The following is a 22,964-nucleotide window of genomic DNA, read 5'->3' as shown; positions in this document are numbered from 1 at the left end:
GTGCCGAAGGGCCACCGTACCCTGTGATGAACAGGAGGTGTGTCATCACAGTCGGAGATCTCGGCGAATTCGGGGTTGTTGCACGTATTGCCGGACGTTTGCCACAAGGTAGGACCGTATTGCTCGGCCCCGGGGACGACGCCGCGGTGGTGAGCGCTCCCGACGGGCGGGTCGTCGTGACGACTGACCTGTTGATTGAGGGTAGGCACTTCCGGCGCGATTGGTCCAGTGGCTACGACATCGGCCGCAAGGCCGCGGCGCAGAACCTCTCCGACGTCGTGGCGATGGGGGCAGACCCCACCGGCCTCGTGGTCGGCCTCGGGATACCCGCCGACGCCACCACCGGCTGGCTGGACGATCTCACCGACGGCTTCCGCGACGAGTGCGACCTCGTCGGAGCCAGCGTGGCGGGCGGTGACATCACCCGCAGCGACCTCGTCGTGATCGCCGTCACCGCTCTGGGCGACCTGGGCGGCCGGGCACCCGTCACGCGGTCGGGAGCCCGCCCGGGCGACGTGGTCGCCGTCGCGGGCCGCCTCGGGCACGCCGCCGCCGGGCTCGCGCTGCTCCGCGCGGGCCTGTCCGGGCCGGTGGAGCTGATCGAGGCCCACCGCCGCCCGTGCCCGCCCTACGCGCGCGGTCCGGAGGCCGCCGGGCTCGGCGCGACGGCCATGCTCGACGTGAGCGACGGCCTGCTGCAGGATCTCGGCCATGTGGCCGCGGCAGCCGGGGTCGCGCTCGTCCTCGACCCTGAGGCGTTCACCCTCCCCCCGGCGATGCGAGAGGCCGCCCGGCTGCTCGGCGTCGATCCGCTGGAGTGGGTGTTCTCCGGCGGCGACGACCACGCGCTCGCCGCGACCTTCCCGGCCCACGTACGGCTCCCGGAGGGCTGGAGCGTGGCGGGTCACGTCGTCGAGGGGGAAGGCGTGCAGGTCAAGGGCCTTTCACTCGACCGTGGAGGCTGGGACCACTTCCGGGAGTGATCCTTACCACTTCCTGCGACATCTGTGAAAATTGCGACAAACGTTTACCTAACTGGTATGAAGATGGGCGGTCGAGATTCCCTTCGAGAAAGGGGCCATATGGGCCGCCACGGTGGAACCGGGGAAGAGGCTTCCCCGAACCGGGGTAAACGCGAGCCGGAGTTCGCTCGGGAACCAGGTCGGGAGGACGAGCCGATCGGGCGCCGGCTCCGTCCCGAGGAGTCGGTGACCACCGAGACCCGGACGGGTTTTCTGGGCTCGGGATGGAGCTCGGAGTCCGAGCTGTCCGACTCGTCCAAGGAGTCCACCCGGTTCGACCCGTGGCCCGAGGACGAGGAGCGGCCCGGCGGGCGGATCAGGAAGACGGTGCTGATCGTCGCCGCGGTGGCCGTGGTGCTCGGCGGGACCGTGGTCGGCGTCCGGGCACTGGCCGGCTCCGGGAGCCCCGCCGACTGCCCGCCCGCCGGTTGCGTCACGGCGGCGTCGAACCAGCCGGTGCCGGAGACCGACACCGCCGACGAGCCCGCGGCGGAGGAGCCCTCGCAGGAGCCGGCGCCGGACGACGAGCCCTCGGAGCCGGGCGACGAGACGCCGCGGCCGGGTGACGGGAGGACGAGGTCCACCCCGGCCCCCGACCGCACCTCCACCCGTGGCGGAGGCGAGGGCACCTCCACCCCCCGGCCCACACCGACGCGGAAGGCCACCCGCGCGCCGGCCGACACCGACGACTCGTCGCCTTCCGAGGAGTCCGCCGACGAGCCCGAGCCCAGTTTCACCCCCGACACCCCCCAGCCCCTCGTCGCCGGTGACCGTACGCCGGCTCCCGAGCAGTCCCCGAGCAGCGCCGGGCCCGACCCCGTGCCCAGCGAGACGGCCTTCAGCGCGGCCCCGCTCGCCGGGGGAGCCGCGATCACGGTCGGCGCGGACATCGTGAGGGAGAGATCGCGCACCTACACCGTCGAGCTCGTGGTCGCCGCGAACGAGAGCGTCGAGCGGCTCAAGGTGAGCGTGCCGGTCAGCGGGGAGGTCACCTCGGTGAGCGGAGCCGACTGGGAACAGGTCGGCGACAGCCTGCTGATCGAGTCACCGGAGGGTCTGGGGGTCGACGAGGAGCTCGTCGTCACCTTCACCGCGAGCGGTGACGCGGAGATCCCGCAGAGCTGCCACAGCGACCAGGGAGAGTGCGCCGTCGCCTGACCCGGTGGCCGTTTCGGCCCACGGGAGCGGGGCGGGAGACCCGGCGTCCGGGAACGGCGGGAAGCCGGGGGAGCGCGTCGCGGGCCGGAGCGGAGCTGGTTGGATGGGGAACATGACCGTTCTGACCCCCCCTCGCGTGCTGACCGTCGCCGGCTCCGACTCCGGAGGCGGTGCGGGAGTCCAGGCCGACCTGAAGACCATGCTCGCCCTCGGCGTGCACGGCATGAGTGTGATCGCCGCGGTGACCGCCCAGAACTCGGTCGGCGTGCAGGGCTACTGGGAGCTTCCCCCGGAGGCGGTACGGGCCCAGCTCGACTCGGTGCTCGGTGACATCGGGGCCCAGGCGGTCAAGACCGGCATGCTCGCCTCACCGGTACTGGTGGAGACGGTGGCCGAGGTCCTGGCGGGGCTGGACGTGCCCGTCGTGGTCGATCCCGTCGGGGTCTCCAAGCACGGCGACGCGCTCCTCGCCCCCGAGGCGGTGGAGACGGTGAAGAGGCGCCTGCTGCCCACCGCCACGGTGGTCACCCCCAACCTGTGGGAGGTCCTGCAGCTCACCGGGGTGAAGGTCGAGGACGAGCCCGACCTGCGCCGGGCCGCAGACGCGATCCTGGAGCTCGGGCCCGCGTGGGCGCTCGTCAAGGGGGGTCACCTGCCGGGTGCGCCGGTCGACCTGCTTACCGACGGCACGCGCGAGTTCCGTTTCACCGCGGAGCGCCACGACAACCGGCACACCCACGGCACGGGCTGCACCCTGGCCTCCGCGATCGCCTCCTACCTCGCCCTCGGCGAGGACGTCCCGCCCGCCGTGGAGAAGGCGAAGGCGTACGTCACCGGCGCGATCGCGCACGGCTTCCCCCTGGGGGAGGGCATCGGCCCCGTCGACCACGCCTGGCGCCTGCGCGTCTCCTGAGCCGCGCCCCGGCGGGACGGCTTCCCGAACGGGACGGCCTCCCCGGACAGGAAGCCGGACGGGACGAAAGCCGCCGGGAACGACGAAGCCCGCCGCCCCTTCGAGGGGACGGCGGGCTTCGCGAAGGTCTGGCTAGCGGGTGACCTTGCCGGCCTTGATGCAGGAGGTGCACACGTTCAGCCGCTTCGGCGTGCCGTTCACCACTGCGCGCACGGGCTGGATGTTCGGGTTCCAGCGGCGGCGGGTGCGGCGGTGCGAGTGGGAGACGTTGTTGCCGAAGGTCGGCTTCTTAGCGCAAACGTCGCAGACGGAAGCCACGGTTCGCTCCTTATATCAGTCGAGAGGCTCGATCCGCCGCACTGGCGGCGGTCATCGGGCACGCCGGGACGACCGGCTGGCCACACGAGGATATCCGATGTCCGGCCCCGCGGCGAACGCGAGCCGCCGTGAACGGTCGAACGGGGATAATCTCCGGAGGCAACCGTAGCGCATTCCGGGACACGCCACGGCGGGTCCCGCCGGAGAGCCGGGCGGGGCAGCGGAGCCGAGAGCGGACCGGGAGACGCCCGGAGCCCGGTGAGGGCGTCCGGCGGGCGCGAGCAGGAGCCGGGGAGCAGGAGGGCAGGGATGCTGCAGGTTCTCGACCCGCTCGCGGTGCGCAGATGGTCGCGGCTGGCCGCCGAGACGCTCGGAAGGGCGCGCGAGGAGATCGACGCGCTCAACGTCTTTCCCGTGCCCGACGGCGACACCGGCACCAACCTGCACCTGACCATGCTCTCCGCCGCCGAGGCGCTCGACGGGCTGCCCGACGACGCCGGGGCCGAGGCCACCTGGCGGACGTTCGCGCAGGGGGCGCTGCTCGGCGCCCGCGGCAACTCGGGGGTGATCGTCAGCCAGGCGCTGCGCGGCCTCGCCGAGGTGCTCAGGGAGGCCGAGGGGCGCGGCGCCGACCTCGGACGAGGCCTGGTCAGGGCCGCCGAGCTGGCCCGCGCCGCGGTGTCCAGGCCGGTCGAGGGCACGATCCTGAGCGTCCTGGCGGCCGTGGCCGCGGCGGTCCGCGACGGGCGGGAGGATCTCGCCTCGGTCGCGAGGAGGGCGGCGGGGGAGGCGCGCTCCGCGCTCGGCCGCACCACGGGGCAGCTCGACGTGCTGGCCCGCGGCGGGGTGGTCGACGCGGGCGGGGCGGGCCTGACGATCATCCTGGAGAGCCTCGCCGCCGTCGTCACCGACTCCTACACCGGCCGGGTGGACATCCCCGCCCCGGCACACCGGATCGTCCCGGAGACCCCCCGGGAAGCCCGGGAGGGCGGGGAGGGACCCGGCTACGAGGTCATGTACCTGCTGGACGCCGGCGAGGAAGAGGTCGCCGCGCTGCGGGAGGAGCTCGACGCGCTCGGCGACTCGCTGGTGGTCGTGGGCGGGGACGGCCTGTGGAACGTCCACGTCCACGTGGACGACGCGGGCGCGGCGATCGAGGCGGCGATGAGGTGGGGCCGTCCTCACCGGATCAAGGTGACGTACCTGGTCGCCTCGGGCAGGACCCATCCGGTCGCGCGGGGGAGGGGCGTGGTGGCCGTGGCCGCGGGGCCCGCGCTGGCGGCGGTGTTCGAGGAGGCGGGAGCCGTGGTCGTCCGGCGCGAGCCCGGCTCCAGCCCTCCGCTGGCGGCGGTGCTCGCCGCCGTCCGCGAGGCCGGGTCCGAGGTCGTGGTCCTGCCCAACGACAGCGACACGCGCGAGGTCGCGGCGGCCGCCGCGGAGATCGCGAGGGAGGAGGGCCTGGTGGTCGGCGTCCTCCCGACCAGGGCCTCGGTGCAGGGCCTGTCGGCGCTGGCCGTCCACGACCCGCTGCGCCGCTTCGACGACGACGTGGTCGCCATGACCGAGGCCGCCGCGCACACCCGCCACGGGCACGTGTGGGTGGCCGACCGCGAGGTCATGACGAGCGCGGGCCTGACCGTCCCCGGCGACGTCCTGGGGGTGGTCGACGGTGACGCCGCGCTGATCGGCACGGATCTGGCGGCGACCGCGCTGGAGGTCGTACGCCGCATGGTCTCCTCCAGCAGCGAGCTGGTGACCCTCCTGGAGGGCGCCGACGCCCCCGAGGGGCTCGCACGCGCCGTACAGGACCATCTGGCCGGGACCAGGCCGGACGTCGAGGTGGTCCGGTACGAGGGCGGGCAGGGCGGCTACCCGCTGCTGATCGGCGTGGAGTGAGCCGGTGCCGGACGGCCGGGTACGCCGTGGCTGGTGAAATCTGTCACCCGGGCACGGTAGAAAACGGGGGTGACGAGCTTCGACGAGCCGCTGGCGAAGGCGCTTGACCCCAAGACGGCCAAGCTGCTGGAGAGCGTTCTCGACCTGCGCACCGTCGGCGACCTGCTGCGGCACTACCCGCGGCGCTACGCCGAGCGGGGCGAGCTGACCGATCTCGACGACCTGCGGGTCGACGACCACGTCACCGTGGTGGGCGAGGTCACCAGGGCGATGCGCAGGCCGATGCGCAACAAGGGCGGCACCTGGCTGGAGGTCGAGGTCGTCGACGCCCGGGGCAGCAAGATCTACCTGTCGTTCTTCGGGAAGACGTCCCACATCGCGGAGACGCGGCTGAAGCCGGGCAGGCGCGGCATGTTCGCCGGGAAGGTCGGCGCCTTCGGCCAGGGCGAGAAACGCAGGTGGCAGCTCTCCCACCCCGAGTTCGAGATGATCGAGGAGAGCGAGACGGGCGCCGAGGAGTTCGCCGCCGCGCTCGTGCCGATCTACCCGGCGGGCAAGGACGTGACGCCCTGGGCCATCCGCAGGGCGCTGGGCGTCGTCCTCGACACGATGGGCGAGCTCGACGACTCCCTCCCCGCGGAGCTGCGCGCCCGCCACCGGCTTCCCGGCCTGTCGGAGGCGCTGCTGGCGATCCACCGCCCGCGCGACCACGCCGACGTGGCCAGGGCGCGCAAGCGGCTCAGGTTCGACGAGGCGTTCCTGCTCCAGGCGGTGCTGCTGCAGCGCCGGATGGCCGCGGCCTCCTGGCCCGCCACGCCCCGGCCCGCGATCTCCGGCGGGCTGCTCGCCGACTTCGACGGGCGGCTGCCGTTCGAGCTCACCGAGGGCCAGCGCGACGTGGGCGAGGAGATCTCGGCGGACCTGGCGCTGCCCCACCCCATGCACCGGCTGCTCCAGGGCGAGGTCGGCGCGGGCAAGACCGTCGTCGCGCTGCGGGCGATGCTCCAGGTGGTCGACGCCGGGGGACAGGCAGTGCTGCTGGCCCCCACCGAGGTGCTCGCCCAGCAGCACCACCGGTCGATCTCGGCCATGCTCGGGGACCTGGCCACCGGCGGCATGTTCGGCGGCACCGCGGTCGCCCTGCTGACCGGCTCGCTGGGCGCCGCGGCCCGCCGCTCGGCCATGCTCGACGCGGCCTCGGGCGCGGCGGGCATCGTCGTCGGCACCCACGCGGTCCTGCAGGAACGCGTCCAGTTCGCCGACCTCGGCCTGGTCGTGGTCGACGAGCAGCACCGGTTCGGCGTCGAGCAGCGCGACGCGCTCCGCGAGAAGGCCGGGGGCGGCCGTCCGCACGTGCTCGTCATGACCGCCACGCCCATCCCCCGCACCGTCGCCATGACGGTCTTCGGCGACCTCACGGTCTCCACGCTCTCCCAGCTGCCCTCGGGCCGTGCTCCGATCACCACGCACGTGGTCCCCGCCGCGGAGAAGCCGCACTTCCTCGACCGGGCCTGGACGCGGCTGCGCGAGGAGATCGAGCTGGGCCGCCAGGCCTACGTCGTGTGCCCGCGCATCGGCGACCTGGAGGGCGACGAGGGCGACATGTCGAAGGCCGACGACGAGCGCAGGCCGCCGCTGGCGGTGCTCGACGTGGCCGAGACGCTCGCGCAGGGGCCGCTGCACGGGCTTCGTACGGAGGTGCTCCACGGCAAGCTCCCGCCGGAGGAGAAGGAGGCGGTGATGAAGGCCTTCACCCGGGGAGAGATCGACGTGCTGGTGGCGACCACGGTCATCGAGGTCGGCGTCGACGTCCCCAACTCCTCGGTCATGGTCATCATGGACGCCGACCGGTTCGGCGTCTCCCAGCTCCACCAGCTCCGTGGCCGGGTCGGGCGCGGCGGCCTGCCCGGGCTGTGCCTGCTGGTGACCGACTCCCCGGGGGGCACGCCGGCGAGGGCGCGGCTCGACGCCGTGGCGGCCACCCTGGACGGCTTCGAGCTGTCCCGTGTCGACCTGGAGCAGCGCAGGGAGGGTGATGTGCTCGGTGTGGCCCAGTCGGGGCGCAGATCGTCACTGAAGATGCTCAGGCTCCTTCGCGACGAGGACGTCATCCACGCCGCGCGCCTGGACGCCGAGACCATGCTGGAGGCCGACCCCGAGCTGGCGAAGCATCCCGTGCTCCGCGCGGAGATCGACAGGCTTCTCGCGGACGAGCGCGCCGAGTACCTGGAGAAGACCTGACGGAACGAGGTCGCGAGGTGCCCGGCCGGAACGGCTGTCCGCGGTGCCCGGCGGGGATCTCGGTCCCGGTGCCCAACTGCGGGGACGGCCTCCCCCCGAATGCCGTCCCCGCTTGGGCCCACTCCCGGGTCAGGTGCCGAGAGCACCGGCGTGCGGAAGGGCTCACGATCACGCCGGTCGGCCTCCCCCTGGGTCACTTGGAGGCCGCAGGAATCATCATGCAAGGGACCGGCACCGGACGGAACGACCCTTACGCTTTCGTCGCCACTCCTTGCCCACTCTTGACCTAGATCACCTACCAGGACCCTTTTGACCTGCGGTTATGTGATGCGTCGCGACACGCCGGTGCTGCGCACGACGCCCTCGGGACGGGAGCGCGGACGGCGGCGGGACCGGCACTGAAACGGCACTGAGAGGATGGCCGGGTGAGCCGAGTCATCGCGGGAAGCGCAGGAGGACGGCGGCTGGCCGTGCCGCCGGGACGGGGGACACGCCCCACCAGCGACCGGGCCAGGGAGGGGATCTTCTCCACCGTGGGGTCGCTGATCGGCCCGCTGGAAGGGTGCCGGGTGCTCGACCTCTACGCGGGCTCCGGGGCGCTCGGGCTCGAGGCGCTCTCCCGGGGCGCCGGCCACGCGCTTCTCGTGGAGTCGGACGCCAGGGCGATCCGGACGATCAGGCAGAACGTGGCCTCGCTGGGCCTTCCGGGGGCGGAGGTCGCCGCCGACCGGGTGGAGCGGCTGCTCGCCAGAGGCCCCGGCGGCCCCGGGGACACCGGAACCACCGGGGAACCGTACGACCTCGTCCTCGCCGACCCGCCGTACGCGCTGGGCGCCGAGGAGGTGGAGACGGTGCTCGGGCTGCTGCGCGACCGGGGCTGGCTGGCCGAGGACGCGCTGGTCGCCGTGGAGCGGGAGAGCAGAGGCAAGGATCTGGTCTGGCCCCCGGGGTACGAAGAGGAGAGGGTCCGTCGTTATGGCGAAGCGTCCGTTTGGTACGGTCGCGCCGCCGGGAATCCTTAGAGCAGGGGGTCCGCCTTGCGTCGCGTTGTCTGTCCGGGATCGTTCGATCCCGTCACGAACGGTCATCTGGACATCATCGGCCGGGCTTCCCGGCAGTACGACGAGGTCGTCGTGGCCGTACTGATCAATATCGAGAAGAAGAGCCTGTTCACGGTGGAGGAGCGCATCCAGACGCTCCAGACGGTCACCAAGGAGTACGGGAACGTCCGCGTGGACAAGTTCCACGGCCTCCTGGTCGACTACTGCAGGCAGCAGGAGATCCCCGCCATCGTGAAGGGCCTGCGCGCGGTCAGCGACTTCGACTACGAGCTCCAGATGGCGCAGCTCAACTACCGGATGTCCGGGGTGGAGACCCTCTTCATGGCCACCGGCCCCGAGGTCTCCTTCCTGTCGTCCAGCCGGATCAAGGAGATCGTCAAGTACGGCGGGAACGTGGCCGGGCTGGTACCTGATCTTGTGCAGGAACTCCTGGTCGAACGGCTCAGGGGCTAGGCCCTGCTATTCTCTTATTTCGGCCTTGCACGACGGCGATGATGCGCCATGCCTAATGAGAGCGGAATGACTCAGCACCTTGACCCCCGAGCCCCATGGGTGATCTCGACCCATGACCTGGGGCGGCGACCAGGGTCGATGCGCAGGATGAATCTCGCTCTCCCGGCACCGGCGGACATCGGCGTCGACATGATCGGCGTCCCCAAGGACGCCGACGTCGAGCTGGACATCCGGCTTGAGGCGGTCATGGAGGGTGTGCTCGTCACGGGCACTGCGCAAGCCCCGCTGCGGGGGGAGTGCGCACGCTGCCTGGAACCGGTCATCTCACGAACCGAGGTGGACTTCCAGGAGCTGTTCTTCTACTCGGCAGAGGATGCTGCCGAGAGTGACTCGCTTCTCGACGGTGAGCTTCTCGACCTCGAACCCGTGTTTCGCGACGCGGTGGTGCTCACACTGCCGTTGAGCCCGGTCTGCAGCGAAGACTGCACCGGGCTCTGCGTGGAGTGCGGGGTCAGGCTGGCCGATGCCGAGCCTGACCACGGCCACGAGGTTGTCGACGCCCGCTGGGCGAAGCTGCAAGGTCTGATTCCGGAACATAACAACGATCAGGAGAGCTGACGTGGCTGTCCCCAAGCGCAAGATGTCGCGGAGCAATACTCGCTCCCGCAGGTCGCAGTGGAAGGCCGCCGCGGTTTCGCTCGTGAGCTGCCCCCAGTGCCGCTCGCCGAAGCGTCCGCACGTGGCGTGTCCGACCTGCGGCACTTACAACCGCCGTCAGGTGATCGAGCCCTCCGCCTGATCGCATTCTGACCGACGGATGCCGGCCGGGTCCTCCACGGGCCCCGGTCGGCGTCACCGTCTGCACCCCCTGCGATGGCGGTCCGCCCGCGGCTGTGGTGGACGCCGGGGTTCGCGGTAGAACGCGTGCCCTCCCGGCGCCCACCACATCTTCGGGCATCTCTCGTTCCTTCCTTCGCCATCGCGCATTCGCTGAGAGAACGTGCGAGGAGAAGCCGTGGGTACGAGCGTCAAGCCTGTCGCCGTCGAGTTCGTCAAGGAAGAGCTGGAGCGCCTTCTTCTGGTGCGCCTTGACGTCGCCATCCTGGAGCGGGCGCTGACGCACCGCTCCTACGCGTACGAGAACGGCGGCCTGCCGACCAACGAGCGCCTGGAGTTCCTCGGCGACTCGGTGCTCGGCCTGGTCGTCACCGACACCCTCTACCGCAACCACCCGGACCTGCCCGAGGGGCAGCTGGCCAAGCTCAGGGCCGCGGTGGTCAACATGCGCGCCCTCGCCGACGTGGCCCGCTCGCTGGGCCTGGGCCGCTTCCTGCGGCTGGGCCGGGGCGAGGAGGGTACGGGGGGTCGCGACAAGTCCTCGATCCTCGCCGACACCCTCGAGGCGCTCATCGGCGCGGTCTACGTGAACAGGGGCCTGGACGAGGCGTTCCGCGTCGTCCACCTGCTCTTCGACCCGCTCATCACCCGATCCGCCTCGCTCGGCGCCGGGCTCGACTGGAAGACCTCCCTGCAGGAGCTCACCGCGTCCGAGTCGCTCGGCGTGCCCGAATACCATGTCGAGGAGAGCGGCCCCGACCACGCCAAGTCCTTCACCGCGGTCGTCCGCGTCGGCGGCGAGGCGTACGGCTCGGGATCCGGGCGCTCGAAGAAGGAAGCCGAGCAGCAGGCCGCCGAGGCCGCCTGGAACCGCATCCGCGACAACCGCGAGAGGCGCGAGGCCGGCTGACCGGCCGGCCGAGTCGTTCGAGTCGCCCGAGTCGTTCGAGGAGGGACGCATGCCCGAGCTGCCGGAGGTCGAGGTGGTACGCCGCGGCCTGGAGCGGTGGGTCTCCGGCCGGGTCGTCGCCCGAGCCGAGGTGCTCCACCCGAGGGCGATCAGGCGGCACGTCCCCGGCGCCGTGGAGTTCTCCGCCCGCATGGAGGGCCGCGCGGTCGGTCCCGCCGAGCGCAGGGGCAAATACCTCTGGCTGCCCCTGGGCGGCTCCGACGCGATCCTGGCGCACCTGGGGATGAGCGGCCAGCTGCTGGTCGTGGAGCCGGGCTCGGCGCCGGAGAGGCACCTGCGGGTCCGGATCGGCTTCACCGACGGCGGTCCCGAGCTGCGCTTCGTCGACCAGCGGACCTTCGGCCACGTGCTGGTGACCGGCATGACGCAGGCCGGTGGCCGGGCGGTGCCCGAGCCGATCGCGCACATCGCCGCCGACCCGTTCGAGAAGAACTTCGACGACGACGGCTTCGCCCACCGGCTGCGCGCCCGCCAGACCGAGGTCAAGCGGGCGCTCCTGGACCAGTCACTGATCAGCGGTGTCGGCAACATCTACGCCGACGAGGCCCTCTGGCGGGCCGGGCTGCACGGCTCCCGTCCCACCGCGACACTGACCCGGCCGAAGGTGGCCGAGCTGCTGGCCGCGGCCCGGGAGGTGATGTCCGCCGCCCTGTCCGAGGGCGGCACATCCTTCGACAGTCTTTACGTGAATGTCAATGGCGAGAGCGGTTACTTCGACCGTTCCCTCGCGGTTTACGGTCGGCGCGACGAGCCCTGCCCCCGGTGCGGCACCCCGATCGTCCGCGAGTCGTTCATGAACCGTTCCTCCTACAGTTGCCCCCGCTGCCAGCCCAGGCCGAGAGGGGGCGTGGCATGACGGACGTACGGCTGACGGCCTGGGTCAGGGGACACGTGCAGGGCGTGGGTTTCCGCTGGTGGACGCGTGCCAGGGCGCTCGAACTCGGCCTGACCGGCTGGGCGCGCAACACCGGCGACGGCCGGGTGGAGGTGGTCGCGCAGGGCCCGGAGAAGTCGTGCGCGACGCTGCTCGACCTGCTCAGGGGCGGGAGCACACCCGGGCGGGTCGACGGGGTCGTCGAACGCTGGAGCGAGACCAAAGACGGCCTCCAGGGTTTTGTCGAGCGCTGACCACTTCCCCAAACCGCCCAAAATAAGGTATAGTTGACCGTCGAGAGTGCCTACTGGTGCATCCATCCGGAGCGTTCAACTTGACCGTCTCCCTCACCGGTGCGACTCTTGATAAAGAACCACGCGCACCCCTCCCGCGGTAAAGAAGTGCGCGAACCAGTCTGGTCACTCAGCGTGGAGGACCCTTTACTATGGCGAAGGCTCTACTCGGCCACGTCGGCGGTCCCGACCCTCGTATGGTCTCGGAAATGCGTCGCCTCCAGCAGCGCATCCGTGATCTCGAGGGAGAGCTCACCCGGCTCCAGGCCCAGAACGACGAACTCGCGGCCGGCACCCGCGACGAGGAGTTCAACCGTCTGCAGGATCGCGAGCCGGCCCTCACCTAACGGGGCCGGGGCGGAACACACTGTCCAGGGACGCCTCGTAGGGGCGTCCCTTGTCATATCGATACGCACGTCACAGCTGTCACAGCCGTCACGTGCGTCCTATATGTCGTGCCAGGAAGGCCAGCTGCTCGGGTAACACCCTGCGGCGGTAGGCCGTGTCCTGGCACCCTTCGGTAATCCCTCCTTCGGCCGTGGCGCCCAGGGCCTTCAGGCCCTTCAGCATGGTCTGGGTCTGCCTGGCCCACGCGTCCCGCTCGCCGCACCCCAGCCAGACCGGGATGTCCACGAGCTCTCGCAGCGGCGCCTGGGCCGCGCTCACCGTGGGCGACGCCGCGACGACCGCCCCCACCTGCTCGGGGCCCAGCTCCGCGGCCAGCCTCAGTGCCCCGGCGCCCCCGGCGGACCAGCCCATCAGCCCGATCTTCGCGGTGTCCATCCCGTTCGTGTTCAGGTACGGCAGCAGCGTGCCCGGGATGTCGGCGGAGGGCCAGTCGTCGATGGAGGCCACCGCGAAGCGCCCGCCGCCCGCGGCCAGGTAGCGGTCGATCGCGTAGACGTCGAACGGCGTGCGAGCGTCACCGGCCGCGCCGTGCAGCATGATCACCACGGGGAGTCCGTCACCCGCCCCCGGCGGCATCCCGACGATCACGCGCCGCCGGTCGACCCGGCTGCGCTGGAGCGTTCCAGGCGAGGTCACCGGAGGCTCGGGGACCGCGCCGCAGACGATCTGGGCGTACGCGTCACGGAAGCCCTCCGGCCCGGCCGCCAGGGCGGCGCCACCGAGGCCGAGCGCGGCCAGCCCGCCGCCCACGAGGAAGGCGCGCCGCCTGAGGTGACCCCTGCCGCCCGATGGGTGTGATGGAGCCTCGCCCCCACCGCGTTCCGCGTCCATGCAGGGCACCATAGGCGGTGCGCGGGCGGGCGCGGGTGAAGAACGGTAGTCTTCCCGCGTGACCGAAGCCGTGGGCTGACCGTGGGCTGACCGTGGGCTGACAAGGCAAGACGCGTTCATCGGCGCCCGGGACACGGCGTGTGACACGCCGGCCGGCGCGGCCGCGCCGCGAATGGGGGGTTTCGTTGTATCTCAAGACCCTTACCCTGCGCGGGTTCAAATCCTTCGCCTCCGCCACCACTCTCCGGTTCGAACCGGGCATCACCGCCGTCGTCGGCCCCAACGGCTCCGGCAAGTCCAACGTGGTCGACGCCCTGGCCTGGGTGATGGGCGAGCACAGCGCCAAGTCGCTGCGCGGCGGCAAGATGGAGGACGTCATCTTCGCCGGCACCTCCTCGCGGGCCCCGCTGGGACGCGCCGAGGTCACGCTGACCATCGACAACACCGACGGCATGCTCCCGATCGACTACACCGAGGTGACGATCAGCCGCCTGATGTTCCGGGCGGGCCAGAGCGAGTACGCCATCAACGGCGACACCTGCCGCCTGCTCGACATCCAGGAGCTGCTGTCCGACTCCGGCATCGGCCGCGAGATGCACGTCATCGTCGGGCAGGGCCAGCTCGACCAGGTGCTGCACGCGGGGCCCGAGGAGCGCAGGGCGTTCATCGAGGAGGCCGCGGGCGTCCTGAAGCACCGCAAGCGCAAGGAGAAGGCGCTGCGGAAGCTCGACGCCATGCAGGCCAACATGACCCGGGTCCAGGACCTCACCACCGAGCTGCGCCGCCAGCTCAAACCGCTGGGCCGCCAGGCCGAGATCGCCCGCAAGGCCGCCGTCATCCAGGCCGACCTGCGCGACGCCAGGCTCCGGCTGCTCGCCGACGACGTGCTCACCCTGCGGACCACCCTGGAGCGGGAGATGGCCGACGAGGCCGCCGTCCTTACCCGCCGCGCCGCGGTGGAGGTCGAGCTGGAGCAGGGCCAGGTCGCCGAGTCCGAGCTGGAGGCCGCCGAGGCCGAGGCCCAGCCGCGCCTGGCCGCCGCCCAGGAGGCGTTCTTCCGCCTCTCCTCACTCCGCGAGCGCCTCAGGGGCCTGGCCGGGCTCGCCGCCGAGCGGCACCGGAACGCCACCGACACCGCCGTGGAGCGGCGCGGGCGCGACCCCGAGGACTTCGAGCGCGAGGCCGAGGAGGTCCGCGAGCAGGAGCGGGTCCTGGCCGAGCTGCTCGAAGGGGAGCGGGAGTCGCTCGCCGGAGCGGTGGCCCGGCGCGCCGAGACCGAGGCCGCGCTCGCCGCCGAGGAGCGGAGGCTGGCCGCGGAGGCGAGGGCCGCCGCGGACCGGCGCGAGGGCCTGGCCAGGCTGAGGGGCCAGGTCGGCGCCGCGCGCAGCCGGGCGGGGGCCGCCGAGGAGGAGATCGGCAGGCTGCGGCGTTCGCTGGAGGAGGCCGAGCAGCGCGCCGAGGAGGCCCAGGCCGAGCACGACGGCCAGGAACGTGCCGAGCCGTCCGCCGACCCCGCCCTCGCCGAGGAGCTGGAGATCGCCCTGGAGACGGTCGAGCAGGCCCGGGAGTCCGTCGAGTCGGCCAGGGCCGGGGTCGAGGAGGCCAAGGCGGCCGTCGCGGGCCCCAACTCCGCGCTCGGCGCCGCTCGGGCCGCCCTCGCCGCCGCCCGCAAGACCGATCAGCAGGCGCAGCGCCGGGTGGCCGCTCTCGAGGCCAGGTTCGAGGCGCTGGAGATGGGCCTGGCCGGTGGCGCCGACGGCGCCGCCGCGCTGCTCGCCGCCGACCTGGCCGGGGTGCTCGGCCCGGTGGCGACGATGCTGTCCGTGCGGCCCGGTGCCGAGGTGGCCGTCGCGGCCGTGCTCGGGGCCGCGGCTGAGGCCGTCGCCGTGGAGTCGCTGCAGAGCGCCGCCGACGCGATCGAGTTCCTCAGGGGCAACGACGGCGGCCACGCCACCCTCGTCATCGCCTCGGCCGGGGCGGGCGCGGGCGCGGCGGGCTCGCCGGGCCCGGTGCCGCTGGCCGGAGCCGAGTGGGCGATCGACCTGGTCACGGTCTCCGCCGAGCTGCGGGCCGCCGCCACCCACCTGCTCGCGGACGTGCTGGTCGTGGACGATCTCGCGACCGCGAGGAAGGCGGTCGAGCAGCGCCCCGCGCTGCGGGCCGTCACCCGGTCCGGCGACCTTCTGGGCACCCACACCGCCGGGGGAGGCTCGGCGGGCGGCACCTCCGTGCTCCAGATGCGGGCCGCCCTCGACGAGGCCGTCGCCGACCTGGCCGAGGCCAGGGTCGCCGCCGAGCTGGCGGGAACGGAGCTGGAGGAGACCGCCGAGGCCGAGGCGGAGGCGCAGCTCGCGGTCGAGACCGCCCAGGCGCGGGTCGCCGAGGCCCAGACGGGCGTGCAGAACGCGCAGGCCGGGGTCAACGCGGCACAGGCCGCCCTGGACCGGGTCAGGGCGAGGCAGCGTGACGCCGACCAGCAGGTCGCCGCGGTGGCCAAGCGGCTCGCCCGGCTGGGCGCCGCCGCCAAGGCGGCCCGCGACGAGTGCGAGCGCCTGGCCAGGGGCGTACGGGCCGCCGAGGAGGCGCGCGACCGTGACGCGGCCGGTCTCGCCGAGCTGGAGGAGCGGCTCGCCGCGGCCGTCGGCTCCGAGGAGCTGGAGACCGAGCCCACCACCGATCTCCGCGACGAGCTCGCCGAGATCTGCGCGACGGCCAGGCAGGACGAGATGGAGGTCCGCCTCGCCGTGCGGACGGCGGAGGAGCGGGTCAGGGGCATCGAGGGCCGGGCCGACGAGCTGACGCGCGCCGCCGAGCGTGAGCGCGAGGAGCGTTCCAGGGCGGCCGAGCGCCGCGAGTGGCGGCGCAGGCAGGCCCGGACGGCCCAGGCGGTCGTCCAGGGCGCCGAGCAGGCGCTACGCGCGCTGGAGACCTCCCTGGGGGCCGCCGCCGGCGAGCGCGACGAGGCCGATCGGGCGCGCGGGCAGATCGACGCCTCTCTCAAGGCCGTCAGGATCCGTGTCCGGGAACTCTCCGGCGAGCTGGACAAGCTGGTCAACCGGGCGCACGGCAGCGAGGTGGCCCGTACCGAGCAGCGGCTCCGGCTGGAGCAGTTGGAGGGCCGGGCGGTGGAGGAGTACGGCGTCGAGGCCGACACCCTCATCGCCGAGTACGGTCCCGGCGAGCCGATCCCGACGGCCGACGGCGATCCCGTCCCCTACGACCGCGACGAGCAGCTCAAGCGGGCCAGGGCGGCCGACCGCCAGATGGCCCAGCTCGGCAAAGTCAACCCGCTCGCGCTGGAGGAGTTCGCGGCGCTGGAGGAGCGGCACTCGTTCCTCACCTCGCAGCTGGAGGACCTCAAGAAGACCCGTCGCGACCTGCTGCTGGTGGTCAAGGAGGTCGACGACCGGGTCGAGCAGGTCTTCGGCGCCGCCTTCGCGGACGTGGCCCGCGAGTTCGAGACGATCTTCACGCGGGTGTTCCCCGGCGGCGAGGGCAGGCTGCTGCTCACCGACCCCGAGAACATGCTGACCACCGGCGTCGAGGTCGAGGCCCGGCCACCGGGCAAGAAGGTCAAGCGCCTGTCGCTGCTGTCGGGCGGCGAGCGGTCGCTGACCGCGGTGGCGTTCCTCGTGTCCATCTTCAAGGCGCGCCCCTCGCCGTTCTACGTGATGGACGAGGTCGAGGCCGCGCTGGACGACACCAACACCCAGCGCCTGCTCACCCTCTTCGAGGAGCTCCGGCAGACCTCGCAGATCATCATCATCACCCACCAGAAGCGCACCATGGAGATCGCCGACGCGCTGTACGGCGTGTCGATGCGCGGGGACGGCGTCACCCAGGTCATCAGCCAGCGCCTGAGGGAACACGAGTCCGTCTGAGCCGTCGAGGGGGCCGGGGGCCTCGGGGTTCGGGATCCGCGACGCTTCCCGGGGGAGGCGGATCTTCGGGGGAGCGGGAGTTCGCGGGTTCGCGAGGGGGCGGTTCTTCGGGGGGCGCCGCTTCGCGAGACCGAGTGGTGGCCGCTGGTGAGAGACCGCGAGCCGGTCCGGAGCACCGGGGTGTCGGAGCATCCCGGGGCGTCTGGAAAACTGTGCTCTTGTGGAAGCCTATCTCGGCATAATCGCGATCATCGTCGTCATCGCCCTGTTGGCGGCGGGCGGCATGCTCCTGCTGTTCAGGTCGGGGGGCAAGACCGCGCCGCCGCGGGTCGAACCGCCACAGGCGCCGTCGATCCCCAAGGAGGCGCAGGCCCCGGGCCGGGGCACGGTCGTCGACGACGACGCGTCGACGACCACCGTGCCGCCGCCGGCCAAGCCGGTGGAGCCGGCGGAGGTCACCGTCGTCGCCCCGGTGATCGAGGTTCCGCCGCCGTCCGCCGGACGGATGGTGCGGCTCCGCGCCCGCCTGGCCCGGTCACAGAGCACGCTGGGCAAGGGGCTCCTGGAACTGCTCTCCCGCGACCGTCTGGACGACGACGCCTGGGACGAGATCGAGGAGACCCTGATCACCGCCGACGTCGGCGTCACGCCGACCAGGGCGATGGTCGAGGAACTGCGCACCCGGGTGAAGGTGCTGGGCAGCCGGACGCCCGAGGAGGCGCGCGCCCTGCTCAGGGAGCAGCTGCTCGTCCAGATCGGCGCCGACATGGACCGTACGCTGCACGTCACGCCGCACGGCGAGCGTCCCGCGGTGGTCCTCGTGGTCGGCGTCAACGGCACCGGCAAGACCACCACCACCGGCAAGCTGGCACGCGTCCTCATCGGTGACGGCGGCAAGGTCGTGCTGGGCGCCGCCGACACCTTCCGCGCCGCCGCAGCCGACCAGCTGCAGACCTGGGGAGACCGGGTCGGGGCCGCGGTCGTACGCGGACCCGAGGGCGGCGACCCCGCCTCGGTGGCCTTCGACGCCGTGGCCGAGGGCATCAGCGAGAAGGCCGACGTGGTGATCGTCGACACCGCGGGGCGGCTGCACACCAAGACCGGTCTGATGGACGAGCTCGGCAAGGTCAAGCGTGTCATCGAGAAGAAGGCCACGGTCGACGAGGTCCTGCTCGTCCTCGACGCCACCACCGGCCAGAACGGGATGCGCCAGGCCCAGGTGTTCGCCGAGGTCGTCAACATCACCGGTATCGCCCTGACCAAGCTCGACGGCACCGCCAAGGGCGGCATCATCATCTCCGTCCAGCGCGAGCTGGGCGTCCCGGTCAAGCTGGTGGGTCTCGGTGAGGGCCCCGACGACCTGGCGCCGTTCGACCCCGAGGTCTTCGTGGACGCGCTCCTCGGAGACTGAGTCCGCAGGAGACTGAGTCCGTACCGTCCCGCTCGTCCCGCCGTCGCCGTCGCCGTCGCCGCCGTCGCCGTCGGCTCGGGCGGACGCGCGGGCTCGCGGGCGGTACGGATGGGTCCCGCCCCGGCGGACGCCCCCGGACGGATGTGGGACGGGTCAGCGCGAGGGCTGCTGGGACAGGGTGCCGATGGGGATGACCAGCGGGGTACCGGCCACCGGGTCCTCGATGACCTTCGCGTCCAGTTCGAAGACCTCCGCCAGCAGGGCCTCGGTGAGCACCTCGGCCGGAGGCCCCGCGGCGACGACCTTGCCGTCCCGCATGGCCACCAGACGGTCGGTGTAGCGGGCGGCGAGGTTGAGGTCGTGCAGGACCATCACCACGGTGCGGTCGAGCTCCCCGTGGAGCCTGCGCACCAGCTCCAGCACCTCGATCTGGTGGGCCAGGTCGAGGAAGGTCGTCGGCTCGTCGAGGAGCAGCAGGTCGGTGCCCTGGGCGAGGGCCATGGAGATCCACGCCCGCTGCCGTTGCCCGCCGGACAGCTCGTCCAGCGGGCGGTCGCCCAGGTCGAGCAGGCCGGTCATGGCCAGGGCCTCGCCGACCGCGGACTCGTCGTCGGAGGACCACTGGCGGTACCAGGTCTGGTGCGGGTGCCGTCCCCTGGCGACCAGGTCGGCGACGGTCAGGCCCTCGGGTGCCGACGGGGCCTGCGGCAGCACGCCCAGGACCCTGGCGACCTCCTTGGAGGGCATCCTGTCGATGCGCCTGCCGTCGAGCAGCACCTCGCCGCCCGACGGCTTGAGCAGCCGCCCCAGGGCGCGCAGCAGCGTGGACTTGCCGCACCCGTTCGGCCCGATGATCGTGGTCACCGTCCCTGCCTCGATCCCGAGGTCGAGACCGTCGACGACCACGCGGTCCCCGTACCCCAGGCTGACGTCGACGGCTTGCAGTCTCACTGGCGGGCCTCTCTGCGCACGCGGACGAGGAGATAGATCAGGTACGGGGCGCCGAGGACCGCGGTGACCACGCCCACCGGCAGCTCGATCGGGGTGAACGCGGTCCGGGAGACCAGGTCGGCGCCGGTGGTGAGGGCCGCGCCCGTGAGGGCCGAGACGACCAGCGGCGGCTGCGCCACTCCCGCCAGGCGCAGCGCGATCTGCGGGGCGGCCAGGGCGACGAACGTGATCGGCCCGGCCGAGGCGGTCGCCGTCGCCGCGAGCAGCACGGCCGCGAGGATGAGCACACCCCTGGCGAGGTTCATCCTTACGCCCAGGCCGGTCACGGTGTCGTCGCCGAAGCGCAGCACGCCCAGCGAGCGGGTGCCGAGCAGTGTCGCCGGGACGAGGACGGCGAGCGCGAGCGCGACCGGAACCACGTGCTCCCAGCCCCGGCCGTGCAGCGAGCCGCTGATCCAGACCAGGGCCCGGCTGCTGTCGTTGACGTCGCCGACGGTCAGCAGCCAGTACTTGAGGTTGGTGCAGACGGCCGAGACGCCGATGCCGACCAGGACCAGCCGGTAGCCGTCCAGGCCGTTGCGCCAGGCCAGCAGGTAGACGGCGAGCGCGCCGGCCAGGCCGCCCAGCAGGGCCACGAGGGGGACGCCCACCTCGGCGAGGGCGCCGCTGGTGCCGCCCCAGGTGTTTCCCGCCGCCACGATGACCGCGACCACGGTCACGCTGGCGCCGGTGGTGACGCCCAGGATGTCGGGGCTGGCCAGCGGGTTGCGGGCGATGGCCTGGGTGATCGCCCCGGCCAGGGCGAGCGCCGCGCCGACGAGGGCGCCGGTCAGCGCGCGGGGGAGCCGGAGCTCCATGATCACGAAATGGTCGGGCCCGTCGCCGGTGACCGCGCGCAGGACGTCGAGGACGCTCATCGGGATGTCGCCGAGCCGCATGTTGAGCGCCATGAACAGCGCCGTGGTGACCAGCAGGACCAGCGCCGCGACGGTGGAGCGGGGCCGGAGCGGCCAGGAGGCGGGGCCGACGCGCAGCGCCCGCCTTTCGGCGGACGGCCTCGACGAGGGCGCGGTGGAGGTGGTCACAGCCGCACCGGCTTCCTGCGTCGTACCAGAATGATGAAGAACGGCGCCCCGACGAGGGCGAGGACCACGCCCACCTCCAGTTCACCGGGGAAGGCCACCACGCGGCCGATGACGTCGGCGAGGAGCAGGGCGGCGGCGCCCGCCAGGCCCGAGTACGGCAGCAGCCAGCGGTGGTCGGGGCCCGAGAGCGGCCGGGTCAGGTGCGGCACGACCAGGCCGATGAAGGCCAGCGCGCCGCAGGCCGCCACGGAGGCGCCGCTGAGCAGGGTGATGGCGGCGATGCCGACGGTGCGGGTCAGGGTGATGTTCTGGCCGAGCGCGCGGGCGACGTCCTCGCCGAGGGAGAGCGCGTTCAGGCCGGGCGCGTTGGCCAGGGCCAGGACCAGGCCGACGGCGATGAAGGGGAGCACCTGCCAGGCCACGTCCGCGCCCCTGGCCGCGATGGAGCCCGACTGCCAGAAGCGGAAGACGTCCATGGCCTGCTCGTCCAGGAGGACCAGCGCCGAGGTGAGCCCGTACAGGAACGCGCTGACCGCGGTGCCCGCGAGGGCGAGGGTCACCGGGGTGGGGCCGCCCCTGCCGCCGGCCATGCCGAGGGCGAACACCCCCGCGCTGGCGAGGAGGGCCCCGGTGAGACCGAACCAGATGTAGCCGTACGGGGTGGTGACGCCCAGGACGATGATGCTGAGGACCATCGCGAACGCCGCCCCCTGGGTGACGCCGAGCAGGCCCGGGTCGGCCAGCGGGTTGCGGGTGTGGCCCTGCATGAGGGCGCCCGCGACGCCGAGGGCGATCCCGGCCATGACGCCGATGGCGGTCCTGGGGATCCGCAGCGATCGGACGACGATGTCGTTCTCGGTGCCGGTGGGGCCGGTGAGCGCGTGCCAGACGTCGCCGGGAGGGACCGGTTTGGCGCCGGACGCGAGGCTCAGCGCGACCGCCACCACGAGGACGGCGAGCAATCCGGCCAGGACGAAAAGGCGGCGCCGGTGGGTCTTTCTGAGACCCGCGCCGGGGGCGGGCCGCGAGACGACCACCGTGTTGATCACCTGACCTCCTCTTTTCTCACCGGACCCGGGGCAAGTATGTCAGCTTAGGTATAGCTAAGCTAAATAAGGTTGTCCTTAATTTGATGGAAGGATTCATGAAGATGAGAGCGTTGCGCGCCCTGGCCCTCGGGGTGGCGGGAGTGGTGCTGTCCGGCGGCCTCGCCGCCTGCGGTTCGAGCACCTCCGGTACCGCCGGGGAGACCTCCGGCACCGCGGGCGCGTCCGCGGCTCCCGCGGTGAGCGACGCTGCGGCGTTCCCCCGGACGGTGAAGCACGTCATGGGAGAGACCGAGATCCCGGCCCAGCCCAAGCGGGTCGTGGCCCTCGACCAGAGCTTCGTCGACGCGGTGCTGACCCTGGAGACCGACGTCGTGGGCTTCACCAGTTACCGGACGCTGAAGGACAAGCTTCCCGAGTATCTGACCCCGGTCCTCGGCCACGCCAAGGAGGCCACGTCGGTCGGGACCCTGGAGCAGCCGAGCCTGGAGCGGATCGTCGCCCTCAAGCCCGACCTGATCGTCTCCGCCAAGATCCGCCACGAGGCGCTGTACGACAAGCTGTCGCAGATCGCGCCGACGGTCTTCAGCGAGACCACCGGGGCCATCTGGAAGGACAACCTCAAGCTCGTGGGCGAGGCCCTGGGCAAGGAGGACGTCGCCGAGCGGAAGCTCAAGGAGTACCAGGACCGCGCCGCCAAGATCGGCGAGTCCATCAAGGCGAAGGACGGCGAGCTGCCCACCGTCTCCGTCGCCCGTTTCGCGGGTGAGCCGACCGTCCGCCTGTACGTGGAGAACTCCTACTCGGGCCTGGTGCTGAAGGACGTCGGTTTCCCGCGCCCCGAGGACCAGCCGACCGTGACCGACACCGTCATGGTCCCGATCAGCCAGGAGAACATCTCCCAGCTGGACGCCGAGCACATCTTCGTCTCGGCCTACGAGGACCCGGCGGTCGACTCGGGCAAGGAGAAGTTCGAGGCCAACCCGCTGTGGGGCAGGCTCAAGGGCGTCAAGCACGACGTCAACGACACCACCTGGATGACCGCCGTCGGCATCCAGGGAGCGCACTCCATCCTCGACGACCTGGCGAAGTTCTTCGAGGTCGACCCGGCGAGGGCCGCCTGACCTCCGCCCGATCTGTCCGATCAATCCGATCCGCCCGGCACCCTGTGCCCGTTCCTCTGCCCGCGCTTCCGTACGGCGCGTGATCACCGGCGGGTCCGCGAGCCGCGGCAAGCGTCGCTTGTCGCGGCCGCGCCGTCGAAAGACCGGACGACCGCGACCGGCGAACCGCTCCAGCCGTCCGGCGGGCCGTG

The 22,964-nt window shown here is 72.3% G+C and carries 21 protein-coding genes; 16 read left to right on the top strand and 5 right to left on the bottom strand.

What is annotated here, in order from left to right; genetic code table 11:
- Nucleotides 1-26 precede the first annotated feature (26 nt).
- From ACTOQ1_RS19590 to thiD, 3 genes are all read left to right on the top strand, one after another.
- The gene (locus ACTOQ1_RS19590; protein ID WP_440069040.1) at nucleotides 27-983 is read left to right on the top strand and encodes a thiamine-phosphate kinase; all 957 of its coding nucleotides are present in this window, start codon (nucleotides 27-29) and stop codon (nucleotides 981-983) included.
- A gap of 225 nt (nucleotides 984-1,208) precedes the next feature.
- On the top strand, nucleotides 1,209-2,180 hold the full coding sequence (locus ACTOQ1_RS19585) for a hypothetical protein (protein ID WP_440069039.1): 972 nt from the start codon (nucleotides 1,209-1,211) through the stop codon (nucleotides 2,178-2,180).
- Nucleotides 2,181-2,283: 103 nt separating this feature from the next.
- A complete protein-coding gene (gene thiD / locus ACTOQ1_RS19580; RefSeq protein WP_440069037.1) occupies nucleotides 2,284-3,093 on the top strand; it encodes a bifunctional hydroxymethylpyrimidine kinase/phosphomethylpyrimidine kinase in 810 nt (269 codons plus the stop codon).
- 132 nt (nucleotides 3,094-3,225) lie between these two features.
- Here thiD and rpmB read toward each other — a convergent pair whose 3' ends face one another.
- Entirely contained in the window at nucleotides 3,226-3,411 is a 186-nt protein-coding gene (gene rpmB / locus ACTOQ1_RS19575; protein WP_012894387.1) for a 50S ribosomal protein L28, read from the bottom strand.
- Between the two features lie 309 nt (nucleotides 3,412-3,720).
- Here rpmB and ACTOQ1_RS19570 point away from each other — a divergent pair, with 309 nt between their 5' ends.
- From ACTOQ1_RS19570 to ACTOQ1_RS19525, 10 genes are all read left to right on the top strand, one after another.
- Nucleotides 3,721-5,307, top strand: a complete 1,587-nt coding sequence (locus ACTOQ1_RS19570; protein WP_440069035.1) for a DAK2 domain-containing protein — start codon at nucleotides 3,721-3,723, stop codon at nucleotides 5,305-5,307.
- Between the two features lie 69 nt (nucleotides 5,308-5,376).
- Nucleotides 5,377-7,548, top strand: coding sequence for an ATP-dependent DNA helicase RecG (recG, locus tag ACTOQ1_RS19565; RefSeq protein WP_440069033.1), 2,172 nt, complete (start codon nucleotides 5,377-5,379; stop codon nucleotides 7,546-7,548).
- Between the two features lie 425 nt (nucleotides 7,549-7,973).
- Nucleotides 7,974-8,570: a 16S rRNA (guanine(966)-N(2))-methyltransferase RsmD gene (gene rsmD, locus ACTOQ1_RS19560; protein ID WP_440069031.1), complete on the top strand. Its 597-nt coding sequence runs from the start codon at nucleotides 7,974-7,976 to the stop codon at nucleotides 8,568-8,570.
- A 15-nt stretch (nucleotides 8,571-8,585) separates the two neighbouring features.
- Nucleotides 8,586-9,062: a pantetheine-phosphate adenylyltransferase gene (gene coaD, locus ACTOQ1_RS19555; protein ID WP_329085210.1), complete on the top strand. Its 477-nt coding sequence runs from the start codon at nucleotides 8,586-8,588 to the stop codon at nucleotides 9,060-9,062.
- 66 nt (nucleotides 9,063-9,128) lie between these two features.
- Nucleotides 9,129-9,680: a YceD family protein gene (locus ACTOQ1_RS19550; protein WP_440069030.1), complete on the top strand. Its 552-nt coding sequence runs from the start codon at nucleotides 9,129-9,131 to the stop codon at nucleotides 9,678-9,680.
- Between the two features lies 1 nt (nucleotide 9,681).
- Nucleotides 9,682-9,861, top strand: a complete 180-nt coding sequence (gene rpmF, locus ACTOQ1_RS19545; RefSeq protein WP_012894381.1) for a 50S ribosomal protein L32 — start codon at nucleotides 9,682-9,684, stop codon at nucleotides 9,859-9,861.
- A 264-nt stretch (nucleotides 9,862-10,125) separates the two neighbouring features.
- Nucleotides 10,126-10,809, top strand: a complete 684-nt coding sequence (gene rnc, locus ACTOQ1_RS19540) for a ribonuclease III (RefSeq protein WP_440069341.1) — start codon at nucleotides 10,126-10,128, stop codon at nucleotides 10,807-10,809.
- 49 nt (nucleotides 10,810-10,858) lie between these two features.
- The gene (gene mutM, locus ACTOQ1_RS19535; protein ID WP_440069028.1) at nucleotides 10,859-11,725 is read left to right on the top strand and encodes a bifunctional DNA-formamidopyrimidine glycosylase/DNA-(apurinic or apyrimidinic site) lyase; all 867 of its coding nucleotides are present in this window, start codon (nucleotides 10,859-10,861) and stop codon (nucleotides 11,723-11,725) included.
- A complete protein-coding gene (locus ACTOQ1_RS19530; RefSeq protein WP_440069027.1) occupies nucleotides 11,722-11,997 on the top strand; it encodes an acylphosphatase in 276 nt (91 codons plus the stop codon). The genes mutM and ACTOQ1_RS19530 overlap by 4 nt, the downstream gene beginning before the upstream one ends.
- 191 nt (nucleotides 11,998-12,188) lie before the next feature.
- Complete coding sequence (locus ACTOQ1_RS19525) at nucleotides 12,189-12,383, top strand: hypothetical protein (RefSeq protein ID WP_344748163.1); 195 nt, start codon at nucleotides 12,189-12,191, stop codon at nucleotides 12,381-12,383.
- Between the two features lie 88 nt (nucleotides 12,384-12,471).
- Here ACTOQ1_RS19525 and ACTOQ1_RS19520 read toward each other — a convergent pair whose 3' ends face one another.
- Nucleotides 12,472-13,275: an alpha/beta hydrolase-fold protein gene (locus ACTOQ1_RS19520; protein ID WP_440069026.1), complete on the bottom strand. Its 804-nt coding sequence runs from the start codon at nucleotides 13,273-13,275 to the stop codon at nucleotides 12,472-12,474.
- Between the two features lie 185 nt (nucleotides 13,276-13,460).
- On the opposite strand from ACTOQ1_RS19520, the gene smc reads away from it, so the two are divergent.
- Entirely contained in the window at nucleotides 13,461-17,156 is a 3,696-nt protein-coding gene (gene smc, locus ACTOQ1_RS19515) for a chromosome segregation protein SMC (RefSeq protein WP_440069025.1), read from the top strand.
- Between the two features lie 220 nt (nucleotides 17,157-17,376).
- On the top strand, nucleotides 17,377-18,567 hold the full coding sequence (ftsY, locus tag ACTOQ1_RS19510; protein ID WP_440069023.1) for a signal recognition particle-docking protein FtsY: 1,191 nt from the start codon (nucleotides 17,377-17,379) through the stop codon (nucleotides 18,565-18,567).
- 153 nt (nucleotides 18,568-18,720) lie between these two features.
- Here ftsY and ACTOQ1_RS19505 read toward each other — a convergent pair whose 3' ends face one another.
- The 3 genes from ACTOQ1_RS19505 to ACTOQ1_RS19495 are packed head-to-tail and all read right to left on the bottom strand — an operon-like array spanning nucleotide 18,721 to nucleotide 21,652.
- Nucleotides 18,721-19,518: an ABC transporter ATP-binding protein gene (locus ACTOQ1_RS19505; protein ID WP_440069021.1), complete on the bottom strand. Its 798-nt coding sequence runs from the start codon at nucleotides 19,516-19,518 to the stop codon at nucleotides 18,721-18,723.
- The gene (locus ACTOQ1_RS19500; protein WP_440069020.1) at nucleotides 19,515-20,603 is read right to left on the bottom strand and encodes a FecCD family ABC transporter permease; all 1,089 of its coding nucleotides are present in this window, start codon (nucleotides 20,601-20,603) and stop codon (nucleotides 19,515-19,517) included. The genes ACTOQ1_RS19505 and ACTOQ1_RS19500 overlap by 4 nt, the downstream gene beginning before the upstream one ends.
- A complete protein-coding gene (locus ACTOQ1_RS19495; RefSeq protein ID WP_440069019.1) occupies nucleotides 20,600-21,652 on the bottom strand; it encodes a FecCD family ABC transporter permease in 1,053 nt (350 codons plus the stop codon). Before ACTOQ1_RS19495 ends, ACTOQ1_RS19500 begins: the two co-directional genes overlap by 4 nt.
- 101 nt (nucleotides 21,653-21,753) lie before the next feature.
- Here ACTOQ1_RS19495 and ACTOQ1_RS19490 point away from each other — a divergent pair, with 101 nt between their 5' ends.
- Nucleotides 21,754-22,773, top strand: a complete 1,020-nt coding sequence (locus ACTOQ1_RS19490) for an ABC transporter substrate-binding protein (protein WP_440069017.1) — start codon at nucleotides 21,754-21,756, stop codon at nucleotides 22,771-22,773.
- Nucleotides 22,774-22,964 lie beyond the last annotated feature (191 nt).

Origin of the sequence: Streptosporangium sp. OZ121 (genome assembly GCF_051918885.1) — a bacterium.
Taxonomy (GTDB): domain Bacteria; phylum Actinomycetota; class Actinomycetes; order Streptosporangiales; family Streptosporangiaceae; genus Streptosporangium.
The sequence above is the reverse complement of the archived record's forward strand: the minus strand, read 5'-3'. Positions and strand labels throughout refer to the sequence as shown.

Excerpts from the sequence above, each read along its gene's own strand:
- ACTOQ1_RS19490 (WP_440069017.1), top strand. The coding sequence starts at position 21,754 with ATGAGAGCGTTGCGCGCCCTGGCCCTCGGGGTGGCGGGAGTGGTGCTG.
- thiD (WP_440069037.1), top strand. The coding sequence starts at position 2,284 with ATGGGGAACATGACCGTTCTGACCCCCCCTCGCGTGCTGACCGTCGCC.
- ACTOQ1_RS19570 (WP_440069035.1), top strand. The coding sequence starts at position 3,721 with ATGCTGCAGGTTCTCGACCCGCTCGCGGTGCGCAGATGGTCGCGGCTG.
- ACTOQ1_RS19525 (WP_344748163.1), top strand. The coding sequence starts at position 12,189 with ATGGCGAAGGCTCTACTCGGCCACGTCGGCGGTCCCGACCCTCGTATG.
- mutM (WP_440069028.1), top strand. The coding sequence starts at position 10,859 with ATGCCCGAGCTGCCGGAGGTCGAGGTGGTACGCCGCGGCCTGGAGCGG.
- ACTOQ1_RS19520 (WP_440069026.1), bottom strand. The coding sequence starts at position 13,275 with ATGGACGCGGAACGCGGTGGGGGCGAGGCTCCATCACACCCATCGGGC.
- ACTOQ1_RS19550 (WP_440069030.1), top strand. The coding sequence starts at position 9,129 with ATGACTCAGCACCTTGACCCCCGAGCCCCATGGGTGATCTCGACCCAT.
- ACTOQ1_RS19530 (WP_440069027.1), top strand. The coding sequence starts at position 11,722 with ATGACGGACGTACGGCTGACGGCCTGGGTCAGGGGACACGTGCAGGGC.
- ACTOQ1_RS19590 (WP_440069040.1), top strand. The coding sequence starts at position 27 with ATGAACAGGAGGTGTGTCATCACAGTCGGAGATCTCGGCGAATTCGGG.